We start from the raw sequence: 21,373 nt of genomic DNA on the forward strand, positions 1-21,373 counted from the left end.
AAGTTCCACGCTCTGGTTGGAGTCGTGGAACTTTTTTAGCTAGCGGGAGGAACTAGCGGGAAAAACTAGCGGTCGTTGCCGTCGGCTGCCTCATCCTCGTTGATGTACGCCTCGGCATCAGCGAGAGCGTCGTCCGAACCCGCCTCGATCTGGCGGTCGGCAGAAGCAGCGGCACCGGAGGTGCCGGACTCGAGTTCGCCACCCATGGACGCGCGGATTTCGTCGAGGCGGCTCGCGGCGGCGACGTCGGAGGTGCCGGACTCGATCTCGGCCATGCGGTCGGTCATGGAGTCCTTCATCAGCTCCTGCTGGCCCAGCGCGTTGGCGTAGCGGCGCTCGATCTTGTCGCGCACGCCGTCGAGGGTGGGCACGTCGTCGGAGTTGAACTGGTTCATGGAATCCATAGTCGCGGCCGTCTGCTCTTGCATCTTGGCCTGGTTCAACTGGGATTCCAGCTGGGAGACCTGCGCCATCTGTTCCTTCAGGCGCGCCTCGGACTCCTTCTGCTTCGCCTGGGCCTCGTTGGCGGCCTGCTCGGCGGACGCGTAGGCCTGCTTCGTCTGTTCGAGCTCCTGCTCGACGGAAACCAGCTGCGTTGCGATGACCTCGGCGGTGGAGTTGAACTGCTGCGCCTTGTCCGCATCGCCGGCGGCGGTGGCCTTATCCGCGGCGGAAAGGGCGGTGCGTGCCTTGTTCTGCAGGTCCTCCTGGGACTTGATCAGGCGCTCGAGCTTCATCTGCAGCTGGTTGCGGTTGCCGATGATGTTCGCGGCGTGCTGCGAAACTTCTTGGTGCTGCTTCTTCGCCGCGTCGACCGCCTGCTGGATCTGCACCTTCGGATCCGCGTTCTGGTCGATCTTGGAGTCGAAGGATTGCATCAGGTACTTCCAACCCTTGGTAAACGGGTTCGCCATGGGGTGTCCTTCCGTCGGGGGTTTCGTCGCTAAGCAAGTGTACGCATGAAAAAAGCGCCCGGCTGGCGGGCGCTTGACACCGTGAAGGACTACTCCTGGCCGGCGTTCTGCTCGGCGATCTGGCGGCGGACGTCGTCCATGTCGAGGTCCTTCACCTGCTGAATGACGTCGTCGAACGCTGCCGGTGGCATAGCGCCCGCCTGCTGGAAGAGCATGATGCCGTCCCGGAAGGCCATCAGCGTCGGGATCGCCTGAATCTCGAGTGCGGCAGCAAGCTGCTGGTTCGCCTCGGTGTCGAGCTTGGCAAAGGTGACGTCGGTGTGCTTCTCAGACGCCTTCTCGTACGTCGGGGCGAACTGCTTGCACGGGCCGCACCAGTCAGCCCAGGCGTCGACAAACACGATGCCGTCCTTGGTGATGGTTTCCTGGAAGGTGTCTTCGGTTACATCGATAGTGCTCAAGGTTTCGCTCCTTATGGCATTGGGTTATTGTTTGGGAGATTGTTTCAAATACAACATTAACAATTTCGCTGTATTCCACCCCCGCGCACGGGCTGCTTTAAGGAGGCGCTCAACAGCCATGACGAAGACCTACCGCATTTCGGGGCCGGACGATGAAGTGGCTGTCGCATCGCTTGCCGACGAACTGTCGATGGTCGAGGGCGCACACGAGGTTGACATCGACATCGAGCAGGGCATCCTTACTGTTGTTGGATTCATCTTCACCGACGAAGATGTCCGCCTCGCCGCGGTAAACGCGGGATACGAACTACACTACTGAGCCCCAAGGAGGCAGTCATGGCACAGCGCACATTCCAGGTTGAGGGTATGACCTGCGGGCACTGCGAATTGAGCGTGCAGGAGGAGATTTCCGAGATTGCAGGTGTGACCGGCGTGAAGGCCGATCACACCTCCGGCAACGTTGTCGTGGACGGCGAAGGCTACGCCGACACCGACATCGCCGCTGCCGTTGAGGAAGCGGGCTACAAGCTGGCCCAGTAGGGGTCTTGACCGCGGGTATATTGTGAGACCATGACCCAAACTCCCACGGCGCTTGAACACATCGAACTCGGCGTGACAGGGATGACCTGCTCGTCGTGTTCGTCGCGCATCCAGCGCAAATTGAACAAACTCGACGGTGTTGATGCCACCGTGAACTACTCCACGGAAACCGCCGCCGTCTCCTACGACCCTGCGTCCGCGACCCCGCAATCGCTTATCGACGAAGTCCGCAACGCCGGCTACGACGCCTTCGAGATGCGGGATGAGGCTGCGGGAGACGAGGTGTCGTCGTCAAGCGATGCTTTGGACGAGGCCCGCGACGAAGAGGCCGAAAAACTCAAGCGCACCACGATCTGGTCGGCGCTGGTGTCGCTGCCGGTGATGCTGGTGAGCATGATCCCGGCGCTGCAGTTTGAAAACTGGGAATTCGCGGCGCTCGCAGCGACAACGCTCGTGTACTTCGCGGGCGGTGCCGTGTTCCACCGCGCAACGTGGGTGAATCTGAAGCACGGCGCGGCGACGATGGACACGCTGATCACGCTCGGAACCACCGCTGCGTACCTCTGGTCCATCTGGGCGCTGTTTATCGGACCGCCGGGCGAGCCGATCTATCTGGAAACCGCGTGTGTGGTGATCACGTTCCTGCTGCTCGGCAGGTGGTTTGAGACCCGCGCGAAGGGCCAGTCCTCTGAGGCGCTGCGTGAACTGCTGAGCATGGGTGCCAAGGACGCCGCCGTGATCCGCGACGGCAAGGAAGTCCGCGTGCCCATTGCCCATGTGACGGTCGGCGATCAATTTGTCGTACGCCCGGGCGAGAAAATCGCCACGGACGGGCGTGTGGTCTCCGGGCACTCGGCTATCGACGAATCCATGCTCACCGGCGAATCCGTCCCCGTCGAGGTGGCCGAGGGCGACGCTGTTACCGGCGCGACCCTGAACACCTCCGGGCGCCTGGTTGTGGAGGCCACCCGCGTCGGCTCCGAGACCACGTTGGCGCAGATGGGCAAGCTGGTCAAGGACGCCCAAGCCGGCAAGGCCCCGGTGGAGCGGCTGGTCGACCGGATCTCGCGCGTATTCGTGCCGACGGTGATCGTGGCCGCGCTGGTCACACTGGTGGTGCACTTGCTGCTGGGCAACGCGGTCGACGACGCCTTCACCGCCGCCGTGGCCGTACTCATCATCGCTTGCCCGTGCGCGCTTGGTCTTGCGACCCCGACCGCGATCCTGGTGGGCACCGGCCGCGGCGCGCAGTTGGGCCTACTAATTAAGGGCGCGGACGTGCTCGAATCGACGCGCCAGGTGGACACCGTGGTGATGGATAAGACCGGCACCGTGACCACCGGCCAGATGGGTGTAGCCTCCGTGGCCGCGGGTTCCGGGTTTACCGAGGACGAGGTGCTGCGCCTCGCCGCCGGCGTGGAGGCAGGCTCGGAGCACCCGATCGCTCGCGCCATCGTTGCCGCAGCCGACTCGGTGCCCGCATCCACCGGCTTTGAAAACCTGCCGGGTCGCGGGGCGACCGCGCGTATCGACGACACCCCCGTCCACGTCGGCCGCCCCACCGGCGGCCTCGGCGCCCTGGCGGGCGAATTTGACTCGGCCGAGCAGGGTGGCGCGACAGCCGTCGCCGTGGAGGTCCACGGTGCCGTCGCCGGTGTGATCGCGGTGCGCGACACGGTGAAGGAGGACTCCGCCGATGCTGTGGCCCGCCTGCGGGAGCTCGGCCTGACCCCGCACCTGCTCACCGGCGACAACCAAGGCGTCGCAGAAGCCATTGCGGCCGAGGTGGGCATCGACCCTGCCAACGTCACCGCAGGTGTGCTGCCGGAACAGAAGGTTGACGTGGTCAAGCAACTGCAGGAGGCGGGCCACCAGGTGGCGATGGTCGGCGACGGCGTGAACGATGCGGCTGCGCTGGCCCAGGCCGATCTGGGCATGGCGATGGGGGCCGGCACCGACGTGGCCATCGAGGCGTCCGACATCACGCTGATGCACTCGTCGCTGATGTCCGCCGTGGACGCGATCCGGCTGTCCCGCAAGACGCTGAAGACGATCAAGGGCAACCTGTTCTGGGCGTTCGCCTACAACGTGGTGCTTATCCCGGTCGCCGCGATCGGTCTTCTGGACCCGATGCTCGCCGGCATCGCGATGGCGTTCTCGTCGGTGTTCGTCGTGTCGAACTCACTGCGCCTGCGGGCGTTCAACACAGTTACGCGCGGCTCCTAGCAGCAGGGATACTGTAAATGGAACACTGTGTCCCGTTTTCCAGGAATCCTGTCCCATCCGCTCCCTGCGCAGCCGGCCGGTGTTCCGGACCGGGACAGGCTTGCGCACAACCTCATCGACACGTTGCTCGACGGGCTGGAAGCCCAAACGAAGAACGCTGAATAATAAGCCGCACATTCGCGCAGGCCAGCGCCTAAAGTTCATTCCATGAACGCTGACCAGCAGCTCACACGCACCGAGCGCCTCGACCGCCTGCCCGTTACCCCGAAACACAAGCGCCTGCTTCTGGGCTCCGGCATCGGCTGGGCGCTCGACGCGATGGACATCGGGCTGGTGTCCTTCATCATCGCCGCGCTCGCCGTGCACTGGGACCTGGAGAAATCCACAACCAGCTGGATCGCATCGGTGGGCTTTATCGGCATGGCGGTCGGCGCCTCCCTCGGCGGGCTGCTCGCAGACAAGATCGGGCGCCGCCAAGTCTTCGCCGCCACACTGCTGCTCTACGGCCTGGCTACCGGCGCCTCTGCCCTGGCCTGGTCGGTGGCGTCACTGATGGTGTTCCGCTTCCTCGTCGGCCTCGGCCTCGGCGCCGAACTTCCGGTGGCATCGACACTGGTCAGCGAGTTCTCCCCACGGAAGGTTCGCGGCCGCATGGTCGTGTTGCTCGAGGCATTTTGGGCGGTCGGGTGGATTTTGGCGGCGGTGATCGGCACCTTTGTCGTCGCAAACGGCGAAACAGGGTGGCGCTGGGGATTCGCCGTTGGCGCGCTGCCGGCGCTTTACGCGATTTTCGTGCGTATGGGCCTGCCGGAATCCGTGCGCTTCTTAGAATCCGAGGGCCGGCACGACGAGGCGGAGCGCATCGTCCGCTCCTTCGAAGCCGAGGCCGACCCCGCCGATTACGACACCGCAACCCCGCCCCACGAGGAACCCATCCAAGGCGGCATCTGGGGCCCCGCGTTACGACGACGCACCGCCGCCTTCTGGACTGTCTGGTTCTGCGTGTCCCTGTCGTACTACGGGGCGTTCATCTGGATCCCATCGCTACTGGTCGAGCAAGGTTTCTCGCTAGTGCGATCGTTCACGTTCACCCTGATCATCACCCTCGCGCAACTACCCGGCTACGCGGCCGCCGCCTGGCTCATTGAGGTCTGGGGCCGCCGCACCACCTTGTCCGTGTTCCTCGCGGGCTCAGCCGTCGCGGCGTTCGGCTACGGTTTCGCGGGCGCCGAGTGGCAGATCATCCTCGCCGGCTGCCTGTTGTCGTTTTTCAACCTCGGCGCGTGGGGCGCTCTCTACGCCATCGGCCCGGAGCTCTACCCCACCGCCATCCGCGCGACCGGCACCGGCGCGGGCGCCGCGTTCGGCCGCGTCGGTTCGATCCTCGCACCGCTCATCGTCCCGCCAGTGCTCGCGTTCGGCGGTTCCACGGCGGTGTTCGGCCTGTTCGCCGCTGCGTTCGCCCTGGCGTGCGCGGCCGCGTTCACCCTTCCTGAGCAAAAGGGCGTAGCGCTCGCTTAACGACGACACCACGTACCATCACGCCTACCCCCTGTTGACGGCTTAAGGATTAATATGCGACGCGCGCTCGTCCCCTTGTCTCTATTTACTTCGCTCTTGCTTGCCGGTTGCGCGGGTGGTTTCGGTGAACCGGAAACCGTCGAGGTCACTGTCACCTCCGTTGTCGACGCACCGGTGGATGACTCGAATGAACACACACCACCAGAGCCGGAACCTGAGCCCGCCTCAGAGCCGGAGGAGCCGGAGGCACCTGCTGCCCCGCAGGCCGGTGCGCTGGCGCTCGACCCGGTGCACAAGGGGCAGGTTGGTGGCACGTGTGGGATAACACCTGAAGGCGCGAAGATTTCGGTCAACGACACGACGTCTTGTGACTTAGCTGCCGCAGCTTACCCGATTGCTCGTCATGCCACGTACACCTGGACCAACACCCCAAACGTCACGTCTGTGCCATTTACAAATATCTCCGGCGTGTACAGTCCCGTGACTGGTGGCAGTTACGATCTGCGTTGCACGGTCGGCTCCGACGGGACATCTTTGAGCTGTTCCGGCCCGAACAACGATCCGCTCATGAGCTATACCCTCTCCGGTTCTACCTGGCATTCGCTTATCAACATCGTCGGGTAATACCCTCGCAATTAGCCATGCGCCATGTTGACGAAGCGCGAGTAGTGCAGCTGGTGCGCCACCGGGATGGTGTCGATCGGGCCGCCGCGGTGCTTGGCCACGATGATGTCGGCTTCGCCGGCGCGCTCGTCGTCACGATCCTGTGAGTCGGGGCGGTAGAGCAGGAACACCATGTCGGCGTCCTGCTCGAGCGAGCCGGACTCGCGCAGGTCAGCCAACTGCGGGCGCTTGTCGGTGCGGGCCTCGGGGCCGCGGTTGAGCTGCGAGATCGCAATGACCGGGACTTCCAGTTCCTTGGCCAGCAGTTTCAGGTGGCGAGAGAACTCCGAGACCTCCTGCTGGCGGGACTCGACGCGCTTGCCGGAGCTCATCAGCTGCAGGTAGTCCACCACCACAAGGTCTAGGCCGTGCTGCTGCTTCAGGCGGCGTGCCTTGGAGCGGATTTCCATCATGGTGAGGTTCGGGGAGTCGTCGATAAACAGCGGAGCGTCCTGGATCTCCGTGAGGCGGGTGGTGAGTTTCTCCCAGTCGCGCTCCTCCATCTGGCCGGAGCGCATGGAGGAGAGTTTGATCTCCGTTTCCGCCGAGAGCATGCGCATGATGATTTCGGAGGCGCTCATCTCTAGCGAGAAGATCACCGACGTCTTGCCCTGGTGGATCGAGCAGGAACGCATAAAGTCGAGCGCGAGCGTCGACTTACCCACACCAGGACGTGCCGCGATAATGATCATCTGCCCGGCGTGCAGACCATTGGTGAGCTTGTCCAGGTCCAAAAAGCCCGTGGGCACACCTGCCTCGAGTGCGCCCCCGGAGGCGATCATGGTCAACTCATCGATCGTCGGCTTGAGCAGGTCGGACAGCGGACGGTAATCCTCACCCGTCTGGTTGCGGGAGATGGAGAAGACCTTCTGCTGCGCGTGGTCGACGAGCGCCTCGATCTCCATGCCGTCTTCGCCCTCGTAGCCCAGCTGGACCACCTGGGTGCCGGCGTTGACCAGTTGGCGCAGGATCGACTTCTCCTCGACGATGTCCGCGTAGTAGCGGGCGTTCGCCGCGGTGGGGACCTCGGAGATCAACGTGTGCAGGTACGGCGCGCCGCCGACACGCTCGAGCGCGCCCTGGCGGTCGAGGCGGGCCGCGACGATGAGCACGTCGACGGAACTGCCCTGCGCGAACAGGTCCAAAATCGCCTGGTAGATGAGCTGGTGCGCCGGGTGGTAGAAGTCGTCCGGCCGCAGCCCTTCGGCGACGTCCAGGATCACGTCCGGGTTGAGCAGCATCGCGCCGAGGACGGAGCGCTCCGCGCGCTCGTCGTGCGGCGGGGTGCGGTACTCCTGCATCACGTCGCGGTTGTCGCCGTACTTGTTGTAGCGCTTCCCGTCCTTGCCGCCACCACCGTTGAAACGGTTTGACCCGCCGGTGTTGTTTTCAAAGTCGGCGAAGTCCCCGAAATCGCCGTAGTCCGTCACCGGTTCCGGCGGCGGCACGTAGTCGTCGAAACTGTCGTTCGCACCCATGTGAACCCCTTTCGCTGTCGCTTAGACATTACCCCGTTATCAGACATTTCCCCGAGTTATCCACAGCCCCTGTGAAAACTTCTCCCGTTGTGCGGATAGTTATCCACAGCCCAGCGGAGGATGGTGTGGATAACGTGTGCACAACGGCGCCGAACCCGCAGGAAACTATCCCAACAGTGCAGGTCAACCGATATACTTCCATCCTGTCCGGTGTGACGATATCGGGGGATAACTCCACGACCACGCGGTTTGACAAACCCATTTTTCGCCCTCTTTGCCGCGTTTTCCGCTCGTTGTACCCCCTGTGCTGGCCATATCAATCCACACTTATCCACATTGCGTCACAGGTCTACACACCCGGGTGCACTAGGCCCGCGAAGCAAACGCGAGCGGCAGCACCTCCACGCCGAACCGCTCGCTAACATCGGCCGCGGCGACAGTGACGGACCACCCGGAATCCACCTCCCCGGCGAGCAGCAGCACCGGTCCGGCGGCGATGTCGAGCCCCGCCCAGTCGTAGTACCGGTCGAGCGCGTTAACGCGGAACGCCGAGTTGCGGGCCTCCACCGCGTGCTCTTGCGTGCCGACGACACCGCCAAAGGCCATCTGCCCCACCCGCGCCAACGCCTCGGCGGTGGCGGCGACCATCTCGTGGCGGGCAGGGTCGGCATCGCCGAGCGCGACAACGGTGGCGGGGCGCTCAGCCCAATCCCAGTCCGCCAGGACGGCGACGAAGCGACCCAGCCACTGGTCGTCGCGCCAGTTTTCCGCCGGGCGGTACGCGTTGTCGCGCAGCAGGGCCGCCAACGCCGGCCCGCGGGCGACGTCGTTCAAGCGGCCGAGCGCCTTGCCTGGCTGCACACCCTTTATCTTGCCGCGGCGCGCAGATCCGGTCGGCCACATTTTGCGCTGGGAAAGTTGCACGCCAGGGGCCTTGAGGCGGGCGTCGATACGCTCTGCCAGCGCGGGATCCACTTCGACCGACAGGTGCTCACCGGTGCAGTTGTCGCACCGCCCGCAGCGCTCCTCGGGTCCGAGGGTAGGGTCGTCGAGTTCGCGGCGCAGAAACGCCATCCGACACCCGTCGGTGGACTCAAAGGCGAGCATCAAGTCCTGCTCGCGCTCGCGCGCCTGCGCCAGGCCGCCGTAGCGGTCGTGGTCGTAGGACCACGCCGCACCCGTGGACACCCAGCCGCCCTTGACGCGACGCACGGCACCGTCGACGTCGAGGACCTTCAGCGCCTGGTCGATGCGGCTGCGTGAAAGGTCGACGGCGTTTTCGAGTTTCGGGGTGGAGACAGGTTCGTCGCCAAGCGCTGCGAGCAGTCGCTGCACCACCGGCTCCTCCGGCATGGACACGGAGGCGAAGTAATCCCACACACGCTGGTCCTCCGGGCCGGGCAGGAGTACGACCTCGGCGTGGTCAGTGGCACGCCCGGCGCGGCCGATCTGCTGGTAGTAGCTCACCGGCGATGACGGCGCGCCGAGGTGGACCACGAAACCGAGGTCGGGTTTGTCGAAGCCCATGCCGAGCGCGGACGTGGCAACGAGTGCCTTGAGTTCGTTGTCGATCAAGGCGCGCTCAAGTCGTTCGCGCTCCTCCGCCTCGGTGCGTCCGGTGTACGCGGCGACGTTCCACCCGGCGGTCTCCAGCGCCTCGGCGAGGTCGTGGGCGGCCGCGACGGTGAGGCAGTAAATGATGCCGGAGCCTTCCACCTGCGCGAGGTACTGCGCGATCCACGCCGCGCGCTGGGTCGGATCCGGCAGTTGCACGACGTTGAGCGCGAGCGACTCGCGGTCCAACCCGCCGCGCAGCACACCGGTGTCCACGCCGAGTTGGGCAACGACGTCGGCCACCACGCGGTCGTTCGCGGTGGCGGTGGTGGCAAGTACAGGGGTTTCGGGCGGCAGATCGTCGATAAGCAACGCAATCCGGCGGTAGTCCGGGCGGAAGTCGTGGCCCCAGTCGGAAATGCAGTGCGCCTCGTCGACAACAAGCATGCCCACCGAGCGGGCCAGCTGCGGCAGGACCTGCTCGCGGAAATCGGGCGCATTGAGTCGCTCCGGGCTGATCAGCAGCAGGTCGTAGTCGTTCAGGCTCGCCTGGATCTCGTCCCACTGGGTCATGTTCGATGAGTTGATCGTCGCTGCGCGAATCCCGGCGCGGGCGGCTGCTTCGACCTGGCTACGCATCAGCGCGAGCAAGGGAGAAACGATAATCGACGGCCCCGCGCCCGCCTCGCGCAGCAGTTTCGCGGCGATGAAGTACACCGCCGACTTCCCCCACCCGGTGCGTTGCACGACAAGCATGCGTTTTCGCTGGTTGACCAGGGAATCGATGGCGGTCCACTGGTCGTCGCGAAGGGCTGCATCCGGCCCTGCGATGCCTGTGAGAAGTTCGTCGGCTTGAGGTCGCGTCGCTGTCATGGCGCACACCCTATAACACGGCTACGACACGACCGTGACCTGCGCAAATGCTAGTGCAATCCTGCGGGAAGCGGCTGCACGGCGTCGGCGAGTGTGCGACCCCACCCCGCGCCGCTGAGTACTCCGACGATGACCGCCTTGCCACCAGGGCCCGTCATATACACCGGCGCGCCGGAATCGCCGGTTGCGGACGGCAGCACCGCAATGATCTCACCGCTGCCCGCACGCACCGACAGGACCGGGCCGCATGTACGTCCCGTCCGGCCGCCGTCCTTGCACACAATCGTGCCCGGACGCACCGCAGTCACGGGAGCGCGCCCCGCAACACCCCGGACGGGGAAAAACGAGCGCCACAGCTCCACCAGTTTCGTGTCCACCCCGAGGACACCGGCGGTGAGGCTTCCACCACGCATGGCGTGCGCATCTTTGACGTGCGGGTCGAGCCGGAACCACCCGATGTCGTCGTTACGCTCGTTCAAACCGCTGCCCACATTGATGTAGCCGGAATCCGCCAGGTTCGACGCGATCGGAGTCTTCCGGTCCGACGCGAGCACCTTTGCCGCGCCCGGCATGCAGTGACCTGAGGTAATGCCGTACAGGGCGCCACCGCGGCGCGCGACAGAGTTCAACGTGCACTGACCCAGCGTGCCGTTGTGGCGCTTGATGTAGATGAGGTCGCCGCCGTATACGTCGTACGCAGCAGCAGGGGCCGCAGCCGCAAACGATGCGGTTAGAGATAAAACGGTAGCGGCGACGGCAGCGCTCAAGCGGCGCCTTGCCCGACGGAACATGGCAATCCTTCAGGTGAAACTACAAAAGACCTGCTCAGCCTAATACACGGCGCTGCTGGCGCGAGCACTAACCCAACTCCCCTTTACGGTTGGTACCAAACCGGTACTATTCGTTTATGGCTCTCAACTTACGGCTCACTCCCGAAGACGACCGGATGCTATCTGACCTTGCCGAGGAAAGTGGTACGTCGAAGCAACAAACTCTCCTTCGGCTTATCCACCAAGAGTGGGATCGAGAAGCTGCTCGGCGTTTTGCCCACACTGAGCTTGACCGGATTTATTCGGAACGGACAGCACTCATGAACCGGCTTAAAGACGCATGACGGATCCCCGGTCAGTCTTCCGACTCGAGATCCTTGCCGAGTGGTTAACACATCAGGGGTTCCATGTGAAAGACATGGGTCTCCTTGCGTCCGCGATCGAACGGCCTTGGCTTCAATTCAACGGCCGCGACCTATATCCAGACATGTGGAGGAAGGCGGCTGCCCTTCTGGACAGTATCGAGTCAAGCCATCCTCTTCACGACGGAAACAAACGTGTCGGTGTTCTGCTGACTCTGCTTTTTCTCCGATCATACGGCGTGCCTGACACGGCGATCGACGACGATGACTTGTTTGAGCTTGTCTGCGACGTAGCGTCAAAGCACTTGGAAGTTTCCGAAATCGCCTCTCGCTTACAACGCATAACCGAGCACTAACCCAACTCCCCCTCCGCCCACTCGGCCATGAACTCCGCGATGCCGTGCGGGTCAGAAAGAAAGTCGCGCATCGCCCGGTACGCCAGGGTGTCCTCCACCGCGAGACCACGCTCCACACCGTCAGCGGCAACTTCCACGATTTCCGCACCCGGAATCCCCAGCAGGATGGGCGAGTGCGTGACGACGACCACCTGTGCCCCCTGCTCCCCCAACGCATGCAACTGCGCCAGCAGCGCCATTTGAGCGACGGCGGACAGCCCGGACTCGGGCTCGTCGAGAAGATAAAGCGCATTCGGGATGAGCCGCGACGTCAATTCCAGCACCGACTCGCCGTGGGAGCGCCCGCCGAACTCGGTCACCCGGGTGTGCGTCTCCCCGCGCAGGAAGTACCCAGCTTTCGCCCGCGGACCCGTGACCAGCGACAGCGCACCGTACAGCGGGTCATGCGCGCCAGCTTTGTCGACTCCCCACGTGCCGCCTTCGGTGGTAAAGCCCCAGGCCCGCGCCATGCCCTCGAGCAGCGTCGATTTGCCCACACCGTTGTCGCCAGTGATCAACGTGATCGGGTGCGTCAGGGCAAACCCGAACTCGGCAACGTGGCTGATGGCGGGGGTCTCCACCGCCCAGTCCGGTGCAGCGGAAGCGTCGACGTCGACGCGCTCGATGAACATCATGGCTCCACCAGATAGCGCGCGGTCGCGGCTGGGTCGTTGATGAATTCTTGGGTGGCGGTGACGGCTTCGCAGTCGTCGTAAAGCACAGGCTCGAGCTCGGGAACGCGCAGGATGCGGGCCTCTGGGATGGCGAGGAGGACGGGCGAGTGCGTAGCGACGACCACCTGTGCCCCGCGACGCACCAGCACCGTGAGTACGCCCAGCAGTTCGAGTTGGGAAAACACCGACAGGCCGTCTTCGGGCTCGTCGAGGATGATCAACGACTCGGGCCCGAAGCGCTCGCGTGCCATCTGCATGATGCCTTGGCCGTGGCTGCGGCGGGTGAGCCCCACCAGCGGGTCCTCTGGGCCGAGGCTTTCGTGGTATTCGGCGAGGTCGAGGTACGTCTCCCCGCGCAGGAAGTACACGTCGCGCGGGTTTTCGCGGCGGGTTAGCGTGAGCGAGCGGTGCAGGTCGGAGTGATCGGCGGCGGTGAATTGTGCGTAGCGGGAGCCGCCGGCGGGGTTCGCTCCCATGGCGGCCGCGATGGCCTCGATAAGTGTGGATTTCCCGGAGCCGTTATCGCCCGTCAGGATCGTCACCGGCGCGAGCTCGAGCGGTGCCTGTGTCAGGCGGCGCACCACCGGCAGATCGCGCGCATAGCCCAACACAGGCTGGGTGATCCTGACGCGGGTGAGGTACATGGTCGTTACCGCCAATCCTCAATCTCGAGGTCAGGAACTCGGGAAAACTCCTTCACATTAGCTGTAACCAAGGTGAGATCGTGGCAAATGGACTGCGCTGCTATCCACAGATCATTCGCGCCAATAATTTGTCCGCGATCAAGCAAGTGTGCCCGCAGCCGCCCGTAAATGGTCGCGCAACCGCTATCCACCCCAACTACCGGGCGAGAGCGAAGGAGAATGTTGTACGTCTCACGCGCGTATTGCGCTCTGCTCGACCGCTGGATACCGGCCTCGATCTCTCCCAACACAATGGTTGACAGGTAGAGGCCGCTGCTCTGACATTGTTGGGCACGCTCGATGACATTTGGCTCGTCGCCACGCTCAAGATCGATCCATACGTTCGTGTCCAGAAGAAAGGCCATGCTCGTTCGTACCTCTAGGATCGGGATGGGCGCTCGAGATCTGGAACGTCTTCGATTGGTAGATCTTCAGTTTCTTCGATCAGACCAGGTTCGAGACCGTGTCTTTTTTGGTATTCCCGGAGCCTCGCGATGACATTCCCGAAATCCTCCTCCTCTGGCCTGAGCAAGAGGCCTTCTGGCACTTCTTCGATCGATACCGACGACGTTGCTAAGCGCAGAGCTGCCGGAATTCGGACGGCTTGACTATTGCCCGACTTAAAAACCGTCGTCCGGATGGGCCCTTTTCGTACCGACCGTGTCATCGTGCACCGCCTTTCAATGAATGTATATCCGCAACAATATACATCTATGGCACGCCCAACAAGCCCTACCGCAGCCCGGCGGGCAGTGGTGTCGCCGCGTCCACCGCAACGAACATGCCGTACGCAGCGCCCGAGACGATGCCGACGATGTTCGCGCTGCCGTCCGGGTTCACGGTGTAGACCGGTGACCCGGAGTCACCCTGAAGAGACAGGATCAGTACCGCGATTTCGCCTGTGCGCGGGTTCACATTGAGCACCGGGCCGCAGGTGCGCGACGTGCGCGCCCCGTCCTTGCACACGATCTGCCCCGTGCGCACGGCGGTCACCGGCTGGCGGCCCGCGATCCGGCGGTTCGGGTTGATGAACTGCGCGAACCCGCTCAAACCCTGGATCGCGCCGATAAACGGTAGATCGATAAACCCGCCACGCATCGCACGCGGGTCGGTCACATGACCGGCCATCGGGAACCACGCGACGTCCTTCAACGCACCGCCGAGCGTGTTATCGCCCTCCAACAGGAATCCGGAGTCGCGCAGGTCCCCAGAAATCGGCGTGCGGGCGTCGGCTGCGAGCACGCGAACCGGCCGCGCACCCCCAATCGGTGCAAGACAGTGCCCGGCGGTCACCCCGTACATCGCACCACCCCGGTATGCGATGGAATTTAGCGTGCAGCCATATTTCACCCCGTCGCTGTACTCGATGCGGATGCTGTCGCCCGCGTACATCGGCAGGGCGTTCGCCGGCGTGGCCGCCATCCCGAGCACGCCAGCTAGCGTGACGACGACTGACACAATCGCATTGCGCACCCCGCGCGCCCGGGAAGAAGTCATGACAAGCATCCTAAACCGGCCTCGCACGGATACAGAAAAAGCGTGGACCCCACTCCTCACAAGTGGGGTCCACGCTTAAATGCTGTTGTCGTTGGACTGCTTGCTTACCGGCAGGCAGTCGTCGTCAAGCGAGTACTTACGCGCTTACGACCTCGAAGTTCACCTTGCCCTCCACGTCGTCGTGGAGGTTCACCTTGACCTGGTAGCCACCGGTCTTGGTCACGAGCCCCTTGGGCACGTTGATGCGGCGCTTGTCCAGGTTCGGGCCGCCGGCAGCCTTGACTGCCTCGGCGATGTCGGCTGCCTTGACGGAGCCGAAGAGCTTGCCGTTGTTCGCGGTGCGAACAGCGACCTTGACGCCCTTGAGCTGGTCGAGCTGGTCGCGCAGCTCCTTGGCGTGGTCCAGGTCGCGGACCTGGCGCTCAGCCTGAGCACGCTTAATGTCTTCGATCTGCTTCTCTGCGCCGCGGGTAGCCGGGATAGCCAGGCCGCGCGGGAGCAGGAAGTTGCGTCCGTAACCGTCCTTGACCTCGACGACCTCGCCAGGTTCGCCAAGCTTCTCGACGGCAGCGGTGAGGATCAGCTTCATAATCCTAACCTTCCTTATGGTGAAAAATGCTTGATGTGTGGTTGTCGTTTAGAACGGTGGCTCATCGCCCGCGCCGCCGAAGCCGCCGGCCTCGGGAGCGGAACCCCACGGATCATGCGGAGGCTGCTGGGACTGGTTCTGCTGGCCGCCCTGGTTGCTGTTGAAGCCCCCCTGGCTGCCCTGGCCCTGGTTCTGGCCGCCGAAGCCGCCAGCCTGGTTGCCGCCGAACCCGCCCTGGTTCTGGTTCTGACCGCCGAAGCCGCCACCCTGGTTGCCCTGGCCACCGCCGTAGCCGCCCTGCCCGCCCTCACGCGGGTTGCGGTTCACGGAGGCGCTGGCGTACTTCAACGACGGGCCGACCTCGTCGACCTCGACCTCGAACACCGTGCGGTTTTCGCCTTCTTTGGTCTGGTAGGAACGCTGCTTGAGCCGACCGTTGACCACGACGCGCATGCCCTTCGTCAGGGATTCTGCGACGTTCTCGGCCATCTGGCGCCAACAGTTGCAGGTCAAAAACAGTGCTTCGCCGTCCTCGAACTGGTTCGTCTCACGGTTGTACACGCGAGGGGTCGACGCGATGCGGAAGTTCGCGACCGCGGCGCCACTCGGGATGAAACGAAGTTCCGGGTCCGCAACCAGGTTGCCGACAACGGTGATCGGGGTATCGCCTTGAGCCATCTGTTTGAACCTTCCTACCTGCTGATCGTGTGGATTCTGAGCCTACCGGTTCTTACTTGTCGGTACGCAGAACCTTGGTACGCAGAACGTTCTCGTTCAGGTTCAGCACGCGGTCGAGCTCCTTGACCGTGTCAGCCTCGCAGTCGAGGTTGATAACGGCGTAGATGCCCTCTTCCTTCTTGTTGATCGGGTAAGCAAGACGCTTCTTGCCCCACACATCAACGTTTTCCACCTTGCCGTTGTCCTTGCGGACGGTCTCGAGGAACTTATCCAGGGACGGGGCAACGGTGCGCTCATCCTGCTGCGGATCGAGGATGATCATTACTTCGTAGTGACGCACGGACCTCATCACCTCCTATGGTCTTGGTTCTATCGGCCATCACCCTTGTGGTCATGGCAGGAGGGTCGTTGCGTCAAGCAACCTGCCCAGACTACCCCACCTGGGCGGTTGCGCGAAATCTAGCGACCGGCGTCGCGGACCAGACCGGCCGGGTCGATATCGATTTCAACCTCGCCGTGCTCGATCTCGAAGTAGCCGTCGTCTTCCCACTCCACGCTCGCGTTGCCCTCGTGCGCGGCCGCGAGCGCCGCTTCGACGTCGGCCTCGGAGACGTTCTCGTCGCGCATCTCCGCACGGGCCTCGTCGGTATAACCGGTCACGGCTTCGGGCAGCTCGCCGTTCGCGGCCGGCTGCGCGGGTGCGCCAGCACGGTCGTCGGCGTCATCGTCCCGGTCGTCCCGGTCGGCGTCGTCGTCACGCCCCTCGCTGACCGTCTCCACGGAGGCGACGGTTTCGGTCACGGGCTCCGCTGACGTGGCGGAGTCGTCGGATTCGGCGCACGCGGAAAGCGCGAGGCCGGCCGTTGCGGCGACGGTCAGGGCAAACACACGTTTCGTAGACATGTGGCCACCGTAACGAAAGTTCTTAGGTCGGGTTGGGCACAGCCCCGAACAGCGCCAGCGAGACCGGGATAATCGTCATGAATAAAAACGCCACGACGCCGAAAATGATCGCGGGTTTCTTGCGCCCCTTCGTGGTCATGTAAAACGACGTGGCAAACAGGCAAAACGCCACCAAGATGGAGGCGATGCCTAACATCACGGTGGCGTTCATGACTAACTGGTCACTACTGTCGACCCGGCGCCAGCGGTCTCGGTCGAAGCGTGCTCAACTTCGCGGGTGGTGGTGTCGTCGTCAAGCAACGGCTCCTTCCACTCGTACGGCAGCGACATGAGCGGATCGTGGCCGTTGTGCGCTTCGCGGACCTTGTCCGGGCGTTTGCCGAGGATCTGCTTGACGACGAGCACCATGATCGCCACGATGAACGCGTCGCGCGAGATGATGACAATGTCGAGGAACCAGCCCGGCACGCCGAGGTTGTCCTCACCCATCATGTGCCACATCAGCACTGGCCAGACCGCCATGTCGACGACCATCCAGGACAGCAGGAGACGCCAGTGCGGCAGCGCCAGCACTGCCGGGACGATGAACCAGATCGAGTACTGCGGGCTCCACACCTTGTTAAACAGCAGGAAGCAGCCGACGATGAGCACGACCAGCTCCGCGATGCGCGGGGTCTGCGGCGCACGCAGGCCGAGGATGAGGATGCACAGGCAGCCGAGCAAAAACAGGATGAGGGTGACGGCGTTGAGGATCACCGGGGCGCCCTCGCCGGAATCGAAGCCGGTCCAGCCGAACTCGCGGGAGATCACCGCGTAGATGGTGGTCCACTCCCAGCTGCGGTCCGTGTTGAGGCGGTTGAACTCGCCCCACGCGTCCGGGTTGCGCAAGTACACCGGCGCGTTGACCGCGACCCACGCGACGGCGGTGGCGACGAGCATCTTGAAAAACGGCACGAGGTCGCGCTTGCGGATGGCCACGGTGAGGTAGGCGCCGAGCAGGAACAGCGGCCAGAGCTTGAACGCGGTGCCCAAGCCGATCAGAGCGCCGGCGAGCCACCACTTACGGTTGCGGGCGGCGAGCATCGCGGCGACGGCGAAGAAGATCGAGGGGATGTCCCAGTTGGTGAACGCGTGGACGATCAGTAGCGGCGAGCCCGCCACCAGCAAGGTGTCCCAGATACGGTTGCCCGCCAGTTCCGCCACCATGCGGATGGTGATGACCCAGATGATCGACATCAGCAGCGCGGTGATGTAGAAGTACCAGCCCGAATCGGGCAGGAAGCTATCGACGAGCCCGTACGTGCCGCGCGAGATCCACGCCGAGAGCTGCTGGAACAGACCGGCAAGCACCGGGTATTCCATGTAGCGGGTCAGGCCGTCCTCCACCCACGAGTAGTCGTAGACGAAACCGGGCTGGTCGAGCCCGCGGGCGCCGTAGAGCGGGATGATGTCGTTGTAACAGGCCGCGGTGTACTGGCGGTTGCCGTCCCAGTTGAGCTGGATGATGCCGTTGTCGTCGGCTTTGCCGCCGGCGCAGTGCGACTTCTGCAGCACGCCGAAGGACAAAAAGATGTAGGCCACCGCGATGATGGTGCGCAGCGGGGTCCAGAACCGGGCACGGCCGATTTGGGCGAAGCGCCCCATCGGCCCGCCGAGGTAGTTCACCCAGCCGCGGGCGGCCGGCTCGGTCAGACCCGGCTGGACGCGGTCGGCCGGATCCGGCCACGTAATCGTTGGTTGCTCGGTGTTAGCCATGCTCTACTGGAATGCTTCCTGGACTTGTCCGATGACGTCGTTGACTGTGTCGCGCAGATCCGGCGCGGGGGCCGGTGCCGGTGCCGGTGCCGGTGCCGGGGCTGGCGCCGGTGCGGGGGCGGGGGCCGGGGCGGGTGCCGGTGCGGGGGCCGGCGGCTGTTCCCCGGACGGCTCGCCCAGCGTCTCCGCCGCGGGGGCGGCCGGCGCTGGCTGGTAGTACCCGGTGCCGCCGCCCCACTGGTTGGTCGGCGCCGAGTAGTAGCCACCGAGTCCGGTGCCGCCGTTGTAGGCGTTGACACCCCAGTACACCGGGTTAGCCGGTTCAAAGTACTCAAACTCCTGGCCCTCCAACTCGGTGTCCAGGAACTGCTTCCAGATCTGGGACGGGGTGTTGGAGCCGTACATGATGCCGCCCCACTCGTTGAAGATCGGGGAGGTGTTGTCGGCGGTGCCCACCCACACGGCCACTGCGAGCTGCGGGGTGGAGCCGACCATCCAAGCGTCCTTGTTGTTGCCGGTGTCGCCCATTTGGGCGGTGCCGGTCTTCGCTGCCGCCGGGCGGCCACCGGCCAACACGGCGTTGGAGTAGCCCGGCACGGTCTGCATCGCGTCGAGGACGTTGTCCGCCACCTGCTCGGAGACGCGGCGCTCGGTGTACTCGTTGTCGTTTTCGTAGAGGACCTCGCCGTTGGCGTCGACGACCTTTTCCACAAAGTGGGTCGGGTGCATCGCGCCGCGGTTGGTCAGCGTGGACACGGCAGTAGCCATATCCAGCACGCGGGATTGGTACTGGCCCAGCACGATGCCTTCATACGGCTGGCCGCCGTTTTCACGCAGCGTGACCGGGATGCCCGGAATCGAGCGGGCCACGCCGAGCGCGTGCGCCATATCTGCGGTGTCCTGGGTGCCGTTGTCCAGCTCGTCCTGGATGCGCATGTAGGCAGTGTTCGACGATGTCCGGGTAGCTTCCTTCATCGACAGCATGCCGCCGCCACCACCGTCCCAGTTGGTCACGACGTGGTTGCCCGGCAGGGTCACCGGGGAAGAATCGAACATGGACGTCAGCGGGATGCCCTGCTGCAGGGCGGCCGCGAGCGCGAAGATCTTGAACGTGGAGCCGGTCTGCAGGCCAGCGTTGGCGTAGTCCCAGCCGCTGGCTTCCTCGCCGCCGTAGTAGGCGCGCACGGCGCCGCTGCGCGGGTCGATGGCGACGACTGCGGAACGGGCGTCGTCCTGCAGGGCGGACAGGCGCTCGCGGGTGATGTTTTCCACGTTGTCCTGGGTTGCCGCATTGATCGTGGTGGTGATCTGCAGGCCGCGGTTGGTCAGGTCGTCCTCAGTGATGCCGATGGTGGCCAGCTCCGCGACGACCTGGTTTTTGATCAGGCCGTTCGCGCCGGTGGCCTCGGTGTAGGCGGAGTAGGTCGCCGGGTCGCGGGTTTCCGGGTAGCGGGCGTTGGCGCGCTGCTCCGGGGTGATGGAGCCGGTTTCCACCATGCCGTCCATGACGTAGTTCCAGCGCGCTTCGGCGGCCTCGCGGTTGGTCCACGGATCGAGCTGGCTGGGTAGCTGGATGGACGCGGCGAGCACCGCGCCTTCCTCCAGGGTGAGCTGGGAGGCAGGTTTATCGAAGTAGGCGTGTGCGGCGGCTTCCACCCCGTATGCGTTGCGTCCGAAGTAGACGGTGTTGAGGTAGGCGCGCAGGATGTCCGCCTTTTCCCACTGGTTGGTCATCTTGACCGAGTAGACGAGCTCCTTGGCCTTGCGCTCGTAGGAGTGCTCGTTGCCCACCAGCGCGTTTTTCACGTACTGCTGGGTGATCGTCGAGCCGCCGCCGGCGGAGGCGTTGCCGGTCAACTGGCCGATCGCCGCGCGGGCGAAGCCGGACGGGGAGAAGCCGGAGTTGGTCCAGAAGTCGCGGTCCTCGGCGGCTAGCACGGCGTTTTGCACGTCCTCGGGCACCTGGTCCAGCGGGATCTGCTTACGGTTGCCCTCCGGCGGGACGATGCGCGCGAGCTCTTTTTGGTTGTCGCTGTAGAAGATGTTGGAGATCTGGGCGGTCTCGATCTCCCCCGGCTCGGGCACAACTGCCTTGGCGTAGTTGAAGAAGAACCAGCTCGCCGGGATGGCGGCGAGCATGAGGAGGAAGAGAAGGACCGCGACGATCCATTGCCACACGCGCGATTTCTTCTTCTTTTTCACCTTCGTGGAGCCGCCACTTTTCTTCGACGTGCCGGCTTTATCCGACGCGGTTTCGCGTTCCTTATCCGCCACCGAGTCGCGGCGCTTCGCGTTTTCTGTCACTCGTTTTCCCTGCACAATTCGACCCGCGGCGCCCGCGGGAAGGGCAACACCACGAGCTACCTACTCGATTCCTACCGGACACCCTACCCGGCCAAGGCGAAATCACACTACTGGTACAGCAGTGACTTCTTTCAACAGATGGTTCCATTTGCAACTGTGACAGACCTCGACGAAGTGCACCGTCACCGGCCCGACCTCTTGGACCATCCGGTCGATCTCGTCGGCGCTGCGCGCCGTGCCGGTGCGGCGGCCGAGTTTTTCGCTGTAGACCCACTTGACCTCGCGCAACGCCTCCCCGCACACCGGGCAGTCCCGCTCCGCGTCAATGCCGTGGTGTTCGGCTGCGGTGCGGAGGATGAAGTCGGCGTCGCAGACGTCGTCGTAAAGCAAACGCCCCGCCTTGAGCTCGCGGATTGCGTGACGACGACGCCACTCATGCGAAACCTCACCCTGATACACGAACACGGGATAGATGGTAACGCCTGTTTTTATGTGGCTGGTAGGGCATTTATGATGTGGACAACCGAATAAAT

At 64.1% G+C, this 21,373-nt stretch carries 24 protein-coding genes; 6 read left to right on the plus strand and 18 right to left on the minus strand.

All coding sequences use genetic code 11. The features are described 5' to 3' along the window. Positions 1–65: 65 nt before the first annotated feature. Positions 66–914 (minus strand): PspA/IM30 family protein, encoded by an 849-nt coding sequence (locus tag IAU68_RS10915; RefSeq protein ID WP_171194563.1) that lies wholly within the window; start codon positions 912–914, stop codon positions 66–68. Positions 915–1,003: 89 nt separating this feature from the next. Further along, entirely contained in the window at positions 1,004–1,375 is a 372-nt protein-coding gene (trxA, locus tag IAU68_RS10920; protein WP_171194564.1) for a thioredoxin, read from the minus strand. A 118-nt stretch (positions 1,376–1,493) separates the two neighbouring features. Between trxA and IAU68_RS10925 the strand changes: the two genes are divergently transcribed. From IAU68_RS10925 to IAU68_RS10945, 5 genes are all read left to right on the plus strand, one after another. Further along, positions 1,494–1,694, plus strand: a complete 201-nt coding sequence (locus IAU68_RS10925) for a transporter (RefSeq protein WP_171194565.1) — start codon at positions 1,494–1,496, stop codon at positions 1,692–1,694. 17 nt (positions 1,695–1,711) lie between these two features. Further along, entirely contained in the window at positions 1,712–1,915 is a 204-nt protein-coding gene (locus IAU68_RS10930) for a heavy-metal-associated domain-containing protein (RefSeq protein ID WP_171194566.1), read from the plus strand. 30 nt (positions 1,916–1,945) lie between these two features. Beyond that, positions 1,946–4,141 (plus strand): heavy metal translocating P-type ATPase, encoded by a 2,196-nt coding sequence (locus IAU68_RS10935; protein WP_171194567.1) that lies wholly within the window; start codon positions 1,946–1,948, stop codon positions 4,139–4,141. Positions 4,142–4,348: 207 nt separating this feature from the next. Beyond that, positions 4,349–5,662, plus strand: a complete 1,314-nt coding sequence (locus IAU68_RS10940) for an MFS transporter (RefSeq protein ID WP_171194568.1) — start codon at positions 4,349–4,351, stop codon at positions 5,660–5,662. 54 nt (positions 5,663–5,716) lie between these two features. Next, positions 5,717–6,286 (plus strand): hypothetical protein, encoded by a 570-nt coding sequence (locus tag IAU68_RS10945; protein ID WP_171194569.1) that lies wholly within the window; start codon positions 5,717–5,719, stop codon positions 6,284–6,286. 11 nt (positions 6,287–6,297) lie between these two features. On the opposite strand, the gene dnaB is transcribed toward IAU68_RS10945, so the two are convergent. From dnaB to IAU68_RS10960, 3 genes are all read right to left on the minus strand, one after another. After that, positions 6,298–7,803 carry a replicative DNA helicase gene (gene dnaB, locus IAU68_RS10950; RefSeq protein WP_171194570.1) on the minus strand — a complete coding sequence of 502 codons (1,506 nt, stop codon included), beginning with the start codon at positions 7,801–7,803 and terminating at the stop codon, positions 6,298–6,300. Positions 7,804–8,169: 366 nt separating this feature from the next. Further along, positions 8,170–10,230, minus strand: coding sequence for a RecQ family ATP-dependent DNA helicase (locus IAU68_RS10955; protein WP_171194571.1), 2,061 nt, complete (start codon positions 10,228–10,230; stop codon positions 8,170–8,172). 50 nt (positions 10,231–10,280) lie between these two features. After that, positions 10,281–11,021 carry a chymotrypsin family serine protease gene (locus IAU68_RS10960; RefSeq protein ID WP_187767826.1) on the minus strand — a complete coding sequence of 247 codons (741 nt, stop codon included), beginning with the start codon at positions 11,019–11,021 and terminating at the stop codon, positions 10,281–10,283. 319 nt (positions 11,022–11,340) lie between these two features. On the opposite strand from IAU68_RS10960, the gene IAU68_RS11525 reads away from it, so the two are divergent. Then, positions 11,341–11,718 (plus strand): type II toxin-antitoxin system death-on-curing family toxin, encoded by a 378-nt coding sequence (locus tag IAU68_RS11525; protein WP_171194573.1) that lies wholly within the window; start codon positions 11,341–11,343, stop codon positions 11,716–11,718. On the opposite strand, the gene IAU68_RS10970 is transcribed toward IAU68_RS11525, so the two are convergent. The 13 genes from IAU68_RS10970 to IAU68_RS11030 all read right to left on the minus strand — a co-directional run bounded on the left by IAU68_RS10970 (position 11,715) and on the right by IAU68_RS11030 (position 21,305). Beyond that, positions 11,715–12,392: an AAA family ATPase gene (locus tag IAU68_RS10970; RefSeq protein ID WP_171194574.1), complete on the minus strand. Its 678-nt coding sequence runs from the start codon at positions 12,390–12,392 to the stop codon at positions 11,715–11,717. The two genes, IAU68_RS11525 and IAU68_RS10970, sit on opposite strands and share 4 nt — an antisense overlap. Further along, positions 12,389–13,075 (minus strand): AAA family ATPase, encoded by a 687-nt coding sequence (locus tag IAU68_RS10975; protein ID WP_171194575.1) that lies wholly within the window; start codon positions 13,073–13,075, stop codon positions 12,389–12,391. The genes IAU68_RS10970 and IAU68_RS10975 overlap by 4 nt, the downstream gene beginning before the upstream one ends. Positions 13,076–13,080: 5 nt before the next feature. Beyond that, positions 13,081–13,479 carry a type II toxin-antitoxin system VapC family toxin gene (locus tag IAU68_RS10980; RefSeq protein ID WP_171194576.1) on the minus strand — a complete coding sequence of 133 codons (399 nt, stop codon included), beginning with the start codon at positions 13,477–13,479 and terminating at the stop codon, positions 13,081–13,083. 14 nt (positions 13,480–13,493) lie between these two features. Continuing rightward, positions 13,494–13,781 (minus strand): antitoxin, encoded by a 288-nt coding sequence (locus tag IAU68_RS11635; protein WP_171194577.1) that lies wholly within the window; start codon positions 13,779–13,781, stop codon positions 13,494–13,496. A gap of 65 nt (positions 13,782–13,846) precedes the next feature. Then, complete coding sequence (locus IAU68_RS10990) at positions 13,847–14,611, minus strand: chymotrypsin family serine protease (RefSeq protein WP_171194578.1); 765 nt, start codon at positions 14,609–14,611, stop codon at positions 13,847–13,849. A 136-nt stretch (positions 14,612–14,747) separates the two neighbouring features. Continuing rightward, on the minus strand, positions 14,748–15,200 hold the full coding sequence (rplI, locus tag IAU68_RS10995) for a 50S ribosomal protein L9 (protein ID WP_171194579.1): 453 nt from the start codon (positions 15,198–15,200) through the stop codon (positions 14,748–14,750). Between the two features lie 48 nt (positions 15,201–15,248). Beyond that, the gene (locus IAU68_RS11000) at positions 15,249–15,878 is read right to left on the minus strand and encodes a single-stranded DNA-binding protein (protein ID WP_171194580.1); all 630 of its coding nucleotides are present in this window, start codon (positions 15,876–15,878) and stop codon (positions 15,249–15,251) included. A 52-nt stretch (positions 15,879–15,930) separates the two neighbouring features. Next, a complete protein-coding gene (rpsF, locus tag IAU68_RS11005) occupies positions 15,931–16,227 on the minus strand; it encodes a 30S ribosomal protein S6 (RefSeq protein WP_063937112.1) in 297 nt (98 codons plus the stop codon). 110 nt (positions 16,228–16,337) lie between these two features. Then, positions 16,338–16,781, minus strand: a complete 444-nt coding sequence (locus IAU68_RS11010) for a hypothetical protein (protein ID WP_171194581.1) — start codon at positions 16,779–16,781, stop codon at positions 16,338–16,340. 22 nt (positions 16,782–16,803) lie between these two features. Further along, positions 16,804–16,992, minus strand: coding sequence for a hypothetical protein (locus IAU68_RS11015; RefSeq protein ID WP_171194582.1), 189 nt, complete (start codon positions 16,990–16,992; stop codon positions 16,804–16,806). A 2-nt stretch (positions 16,993–16,994) separates the two neighbouring features. Continuing rightward, entirely contained in the window at positions 16,995–18,536 is a 1,542-nt protein-coding gene (locus IAU68_RS11020; protein WP_171194583.1) for a glycosyltransferase family 87 protein, read from the minus strand. A 3-nt stretch (positions 18,537–18,539) separates the two neighbouring features. Beyond that, entirely contained in the window at positions 18,540–20,840 is a 2,301-nt protein-coding gene (locus IAU68_RS11025; RefSeq protein ID WP_407928713.1) for a transglycosylase domain-containing protein, read from the minus strand. Between the two features lie 102 nt (positions 20,841–20,942). After that, positions 20,943–21,305, minus strand: coding sequence for a DUF5318 family protein (locus IAU68_RS11030; protein ID WP_171194584.1), 363 nt, complete (start codon positions 21,303–21,305; stop codon positions 20,943–20,945). Positions 21,306–21,373 lie beyond the last annotated feature (68 nt).

Origin of the sequence: Corynebacterium lujinxingii, assembly GCF_014490555.1 — a bacterium.
Classification (GTDB): Bacteria; Actinomycetota; Actinomycetes; order Mycobacteriales; family Mycobacteriaceae; genus Corynebacterium; species Corynebacterium lujinxingii.

Bases quoted from the DNA above. Each gene is read 5' to 3' on its own strand.
- IAU68_RS10915 (WP_171194563.1), bottom strand. From the start codon at position 914: ATGGCGAACCCGTTTACCAAGGGTTGGAAGTACCTGATGCAATCCTTC.
- IAU68_RS10925 (WP_171194565.1), top strand. From the start codon at position 1,494: ATGACGAAGACCTACCGCATTTCGGGGCCGGACGATGAAGTGGCTGTC.
- IAU68_RS10930 (WP_171194566.1), top strand. From the start codon at position 1,712: ATGGCACAGCGCACATTCCAGGTTGAGGGTATGACCTGCGGGCACTGC.
- IAU68_RS10935 (WP_171194567.1), top strand. From the start codon at position 1,946: ATGACCCAAACTCCCACGGCGCTTGAACACATCGAACTCGGCGTGACA.
- IAU68_RS10940 (WP_171194568.1), top strand. From the start codon at position 4,349: ATGAACGCTGACCAGCAGCTCACACGCACCGAGCGCCTCGACCGCCTG.
- IAU68_RS10945 (WP_171194569.1), top strand. From the start codon at position 5,717: ATGCGACGCGCGCTCGTCCCCTTGTCTCTATTTACTTCGCTCTTGCTT.
- dnaB (WP_171194570.1), bottom strand. From the start codon at position 7,803: ATGGGTGCGAACGACAGTTTCGACGACTACGTGCCGCCGCCGGAACCG.
- IAU68_RS10955 (WP_171194571.1), bottom strand. From the start codon at position 10,230: ATGACAGCGACGCGACCTCAAGCCGACGAACTTCTCACAGGCATCGCA.
- IAU68_RS10960 (WP_187767826.1), bottom strand. From the start codon at position 11,021: ATGTTCCGTCGGGCAAGGCGCCGCTTGAGCGCTGCCGTCGCCGCTACC.
- IAU68_RS11525 (WP_171194573.1), top strand. From the start codon at position 11,341: ATGACGGATCCCCGGTCAGTCTTCCGACTCGAGATCCTTGCCGAGTGG.
- IAU68_RS10970 (WP_171194574.1), bottom strand. From the start codon at position 12,392: ATGATGTTCATCGAGCGCGTCGACGTCGACGCTTCCGCTGCACCGGAC.
- IAU68_RS10975 (WP_171194575.1), bottom strand. From the start codon at position 13,075: ATGTACCTCACCCGCGTCAGGATCACCCAGCCTGTGTTGGGCTATGCG.
- IAU68_RS10980 (WP_171194576.1), bottom strand. From the start codon at position 13,479: ATGGCCTTTCTTCTGGACACGAACGTATGGATCGATCTTGAGCGTGGC.
- IAU68_RS11635 (WP_171194577.1), bottom strand. From the start codon at position 13,781: ATGACACGGTCGGTACGAAAAGGGCCCATCCGGACGACGGTTTTTAAG.
- IAU68_RS10990 (WP_171194578.1), bottom strand. From the start codon at position 14,611: ATGACTTCTTCCCGGGCGCGCGGGGTGCGCAATGCGATTGTGTCAGTC.
- rplI (WP_171194579.1), bottom strand. From the start codon at position 15,200: ATGAAGCTGATCCTCACCGCTGCCGTCGAGAAGCTTGGCGAACCTGGC.
- IAU68_RS11000 (WP_171194580.1), bottom strand. From the start codon at position 15,878: ATGGCTCAAGGCGATACCCCGATCACCGTTGTCGGCAACCTGGTTGCG.
- rpsF (WP_063937112.1), bottom strand. From the start codon at position 16,227: ATGAGGTCCGTGCGTCACTACGAAGTAATGATCATCCTCGATCCGCAG.
- IAU68_RS11010 (WP_171194581.1), bottom strand. From the start codon at position 16,781: ATGTCTACGAAACGTGTGTTTGCCCTGACCGTCGCCGCAACGGCCGGC.
- IAU68_RS11015 (WP_171194582.1), bottom strand. From the start codon at position 16,992: ATGAACGCCACCGTGATGTTAGGCATCGCCTCCATCTTGGTGGCGTTT.
- IAU68_RS11020 (WP_171194583.1), bottom strand. From the start codon at position 18,536: ATGGCTAACACCGAGCAACCAACGATTACGTGGCCGGATCCGGCCGAC.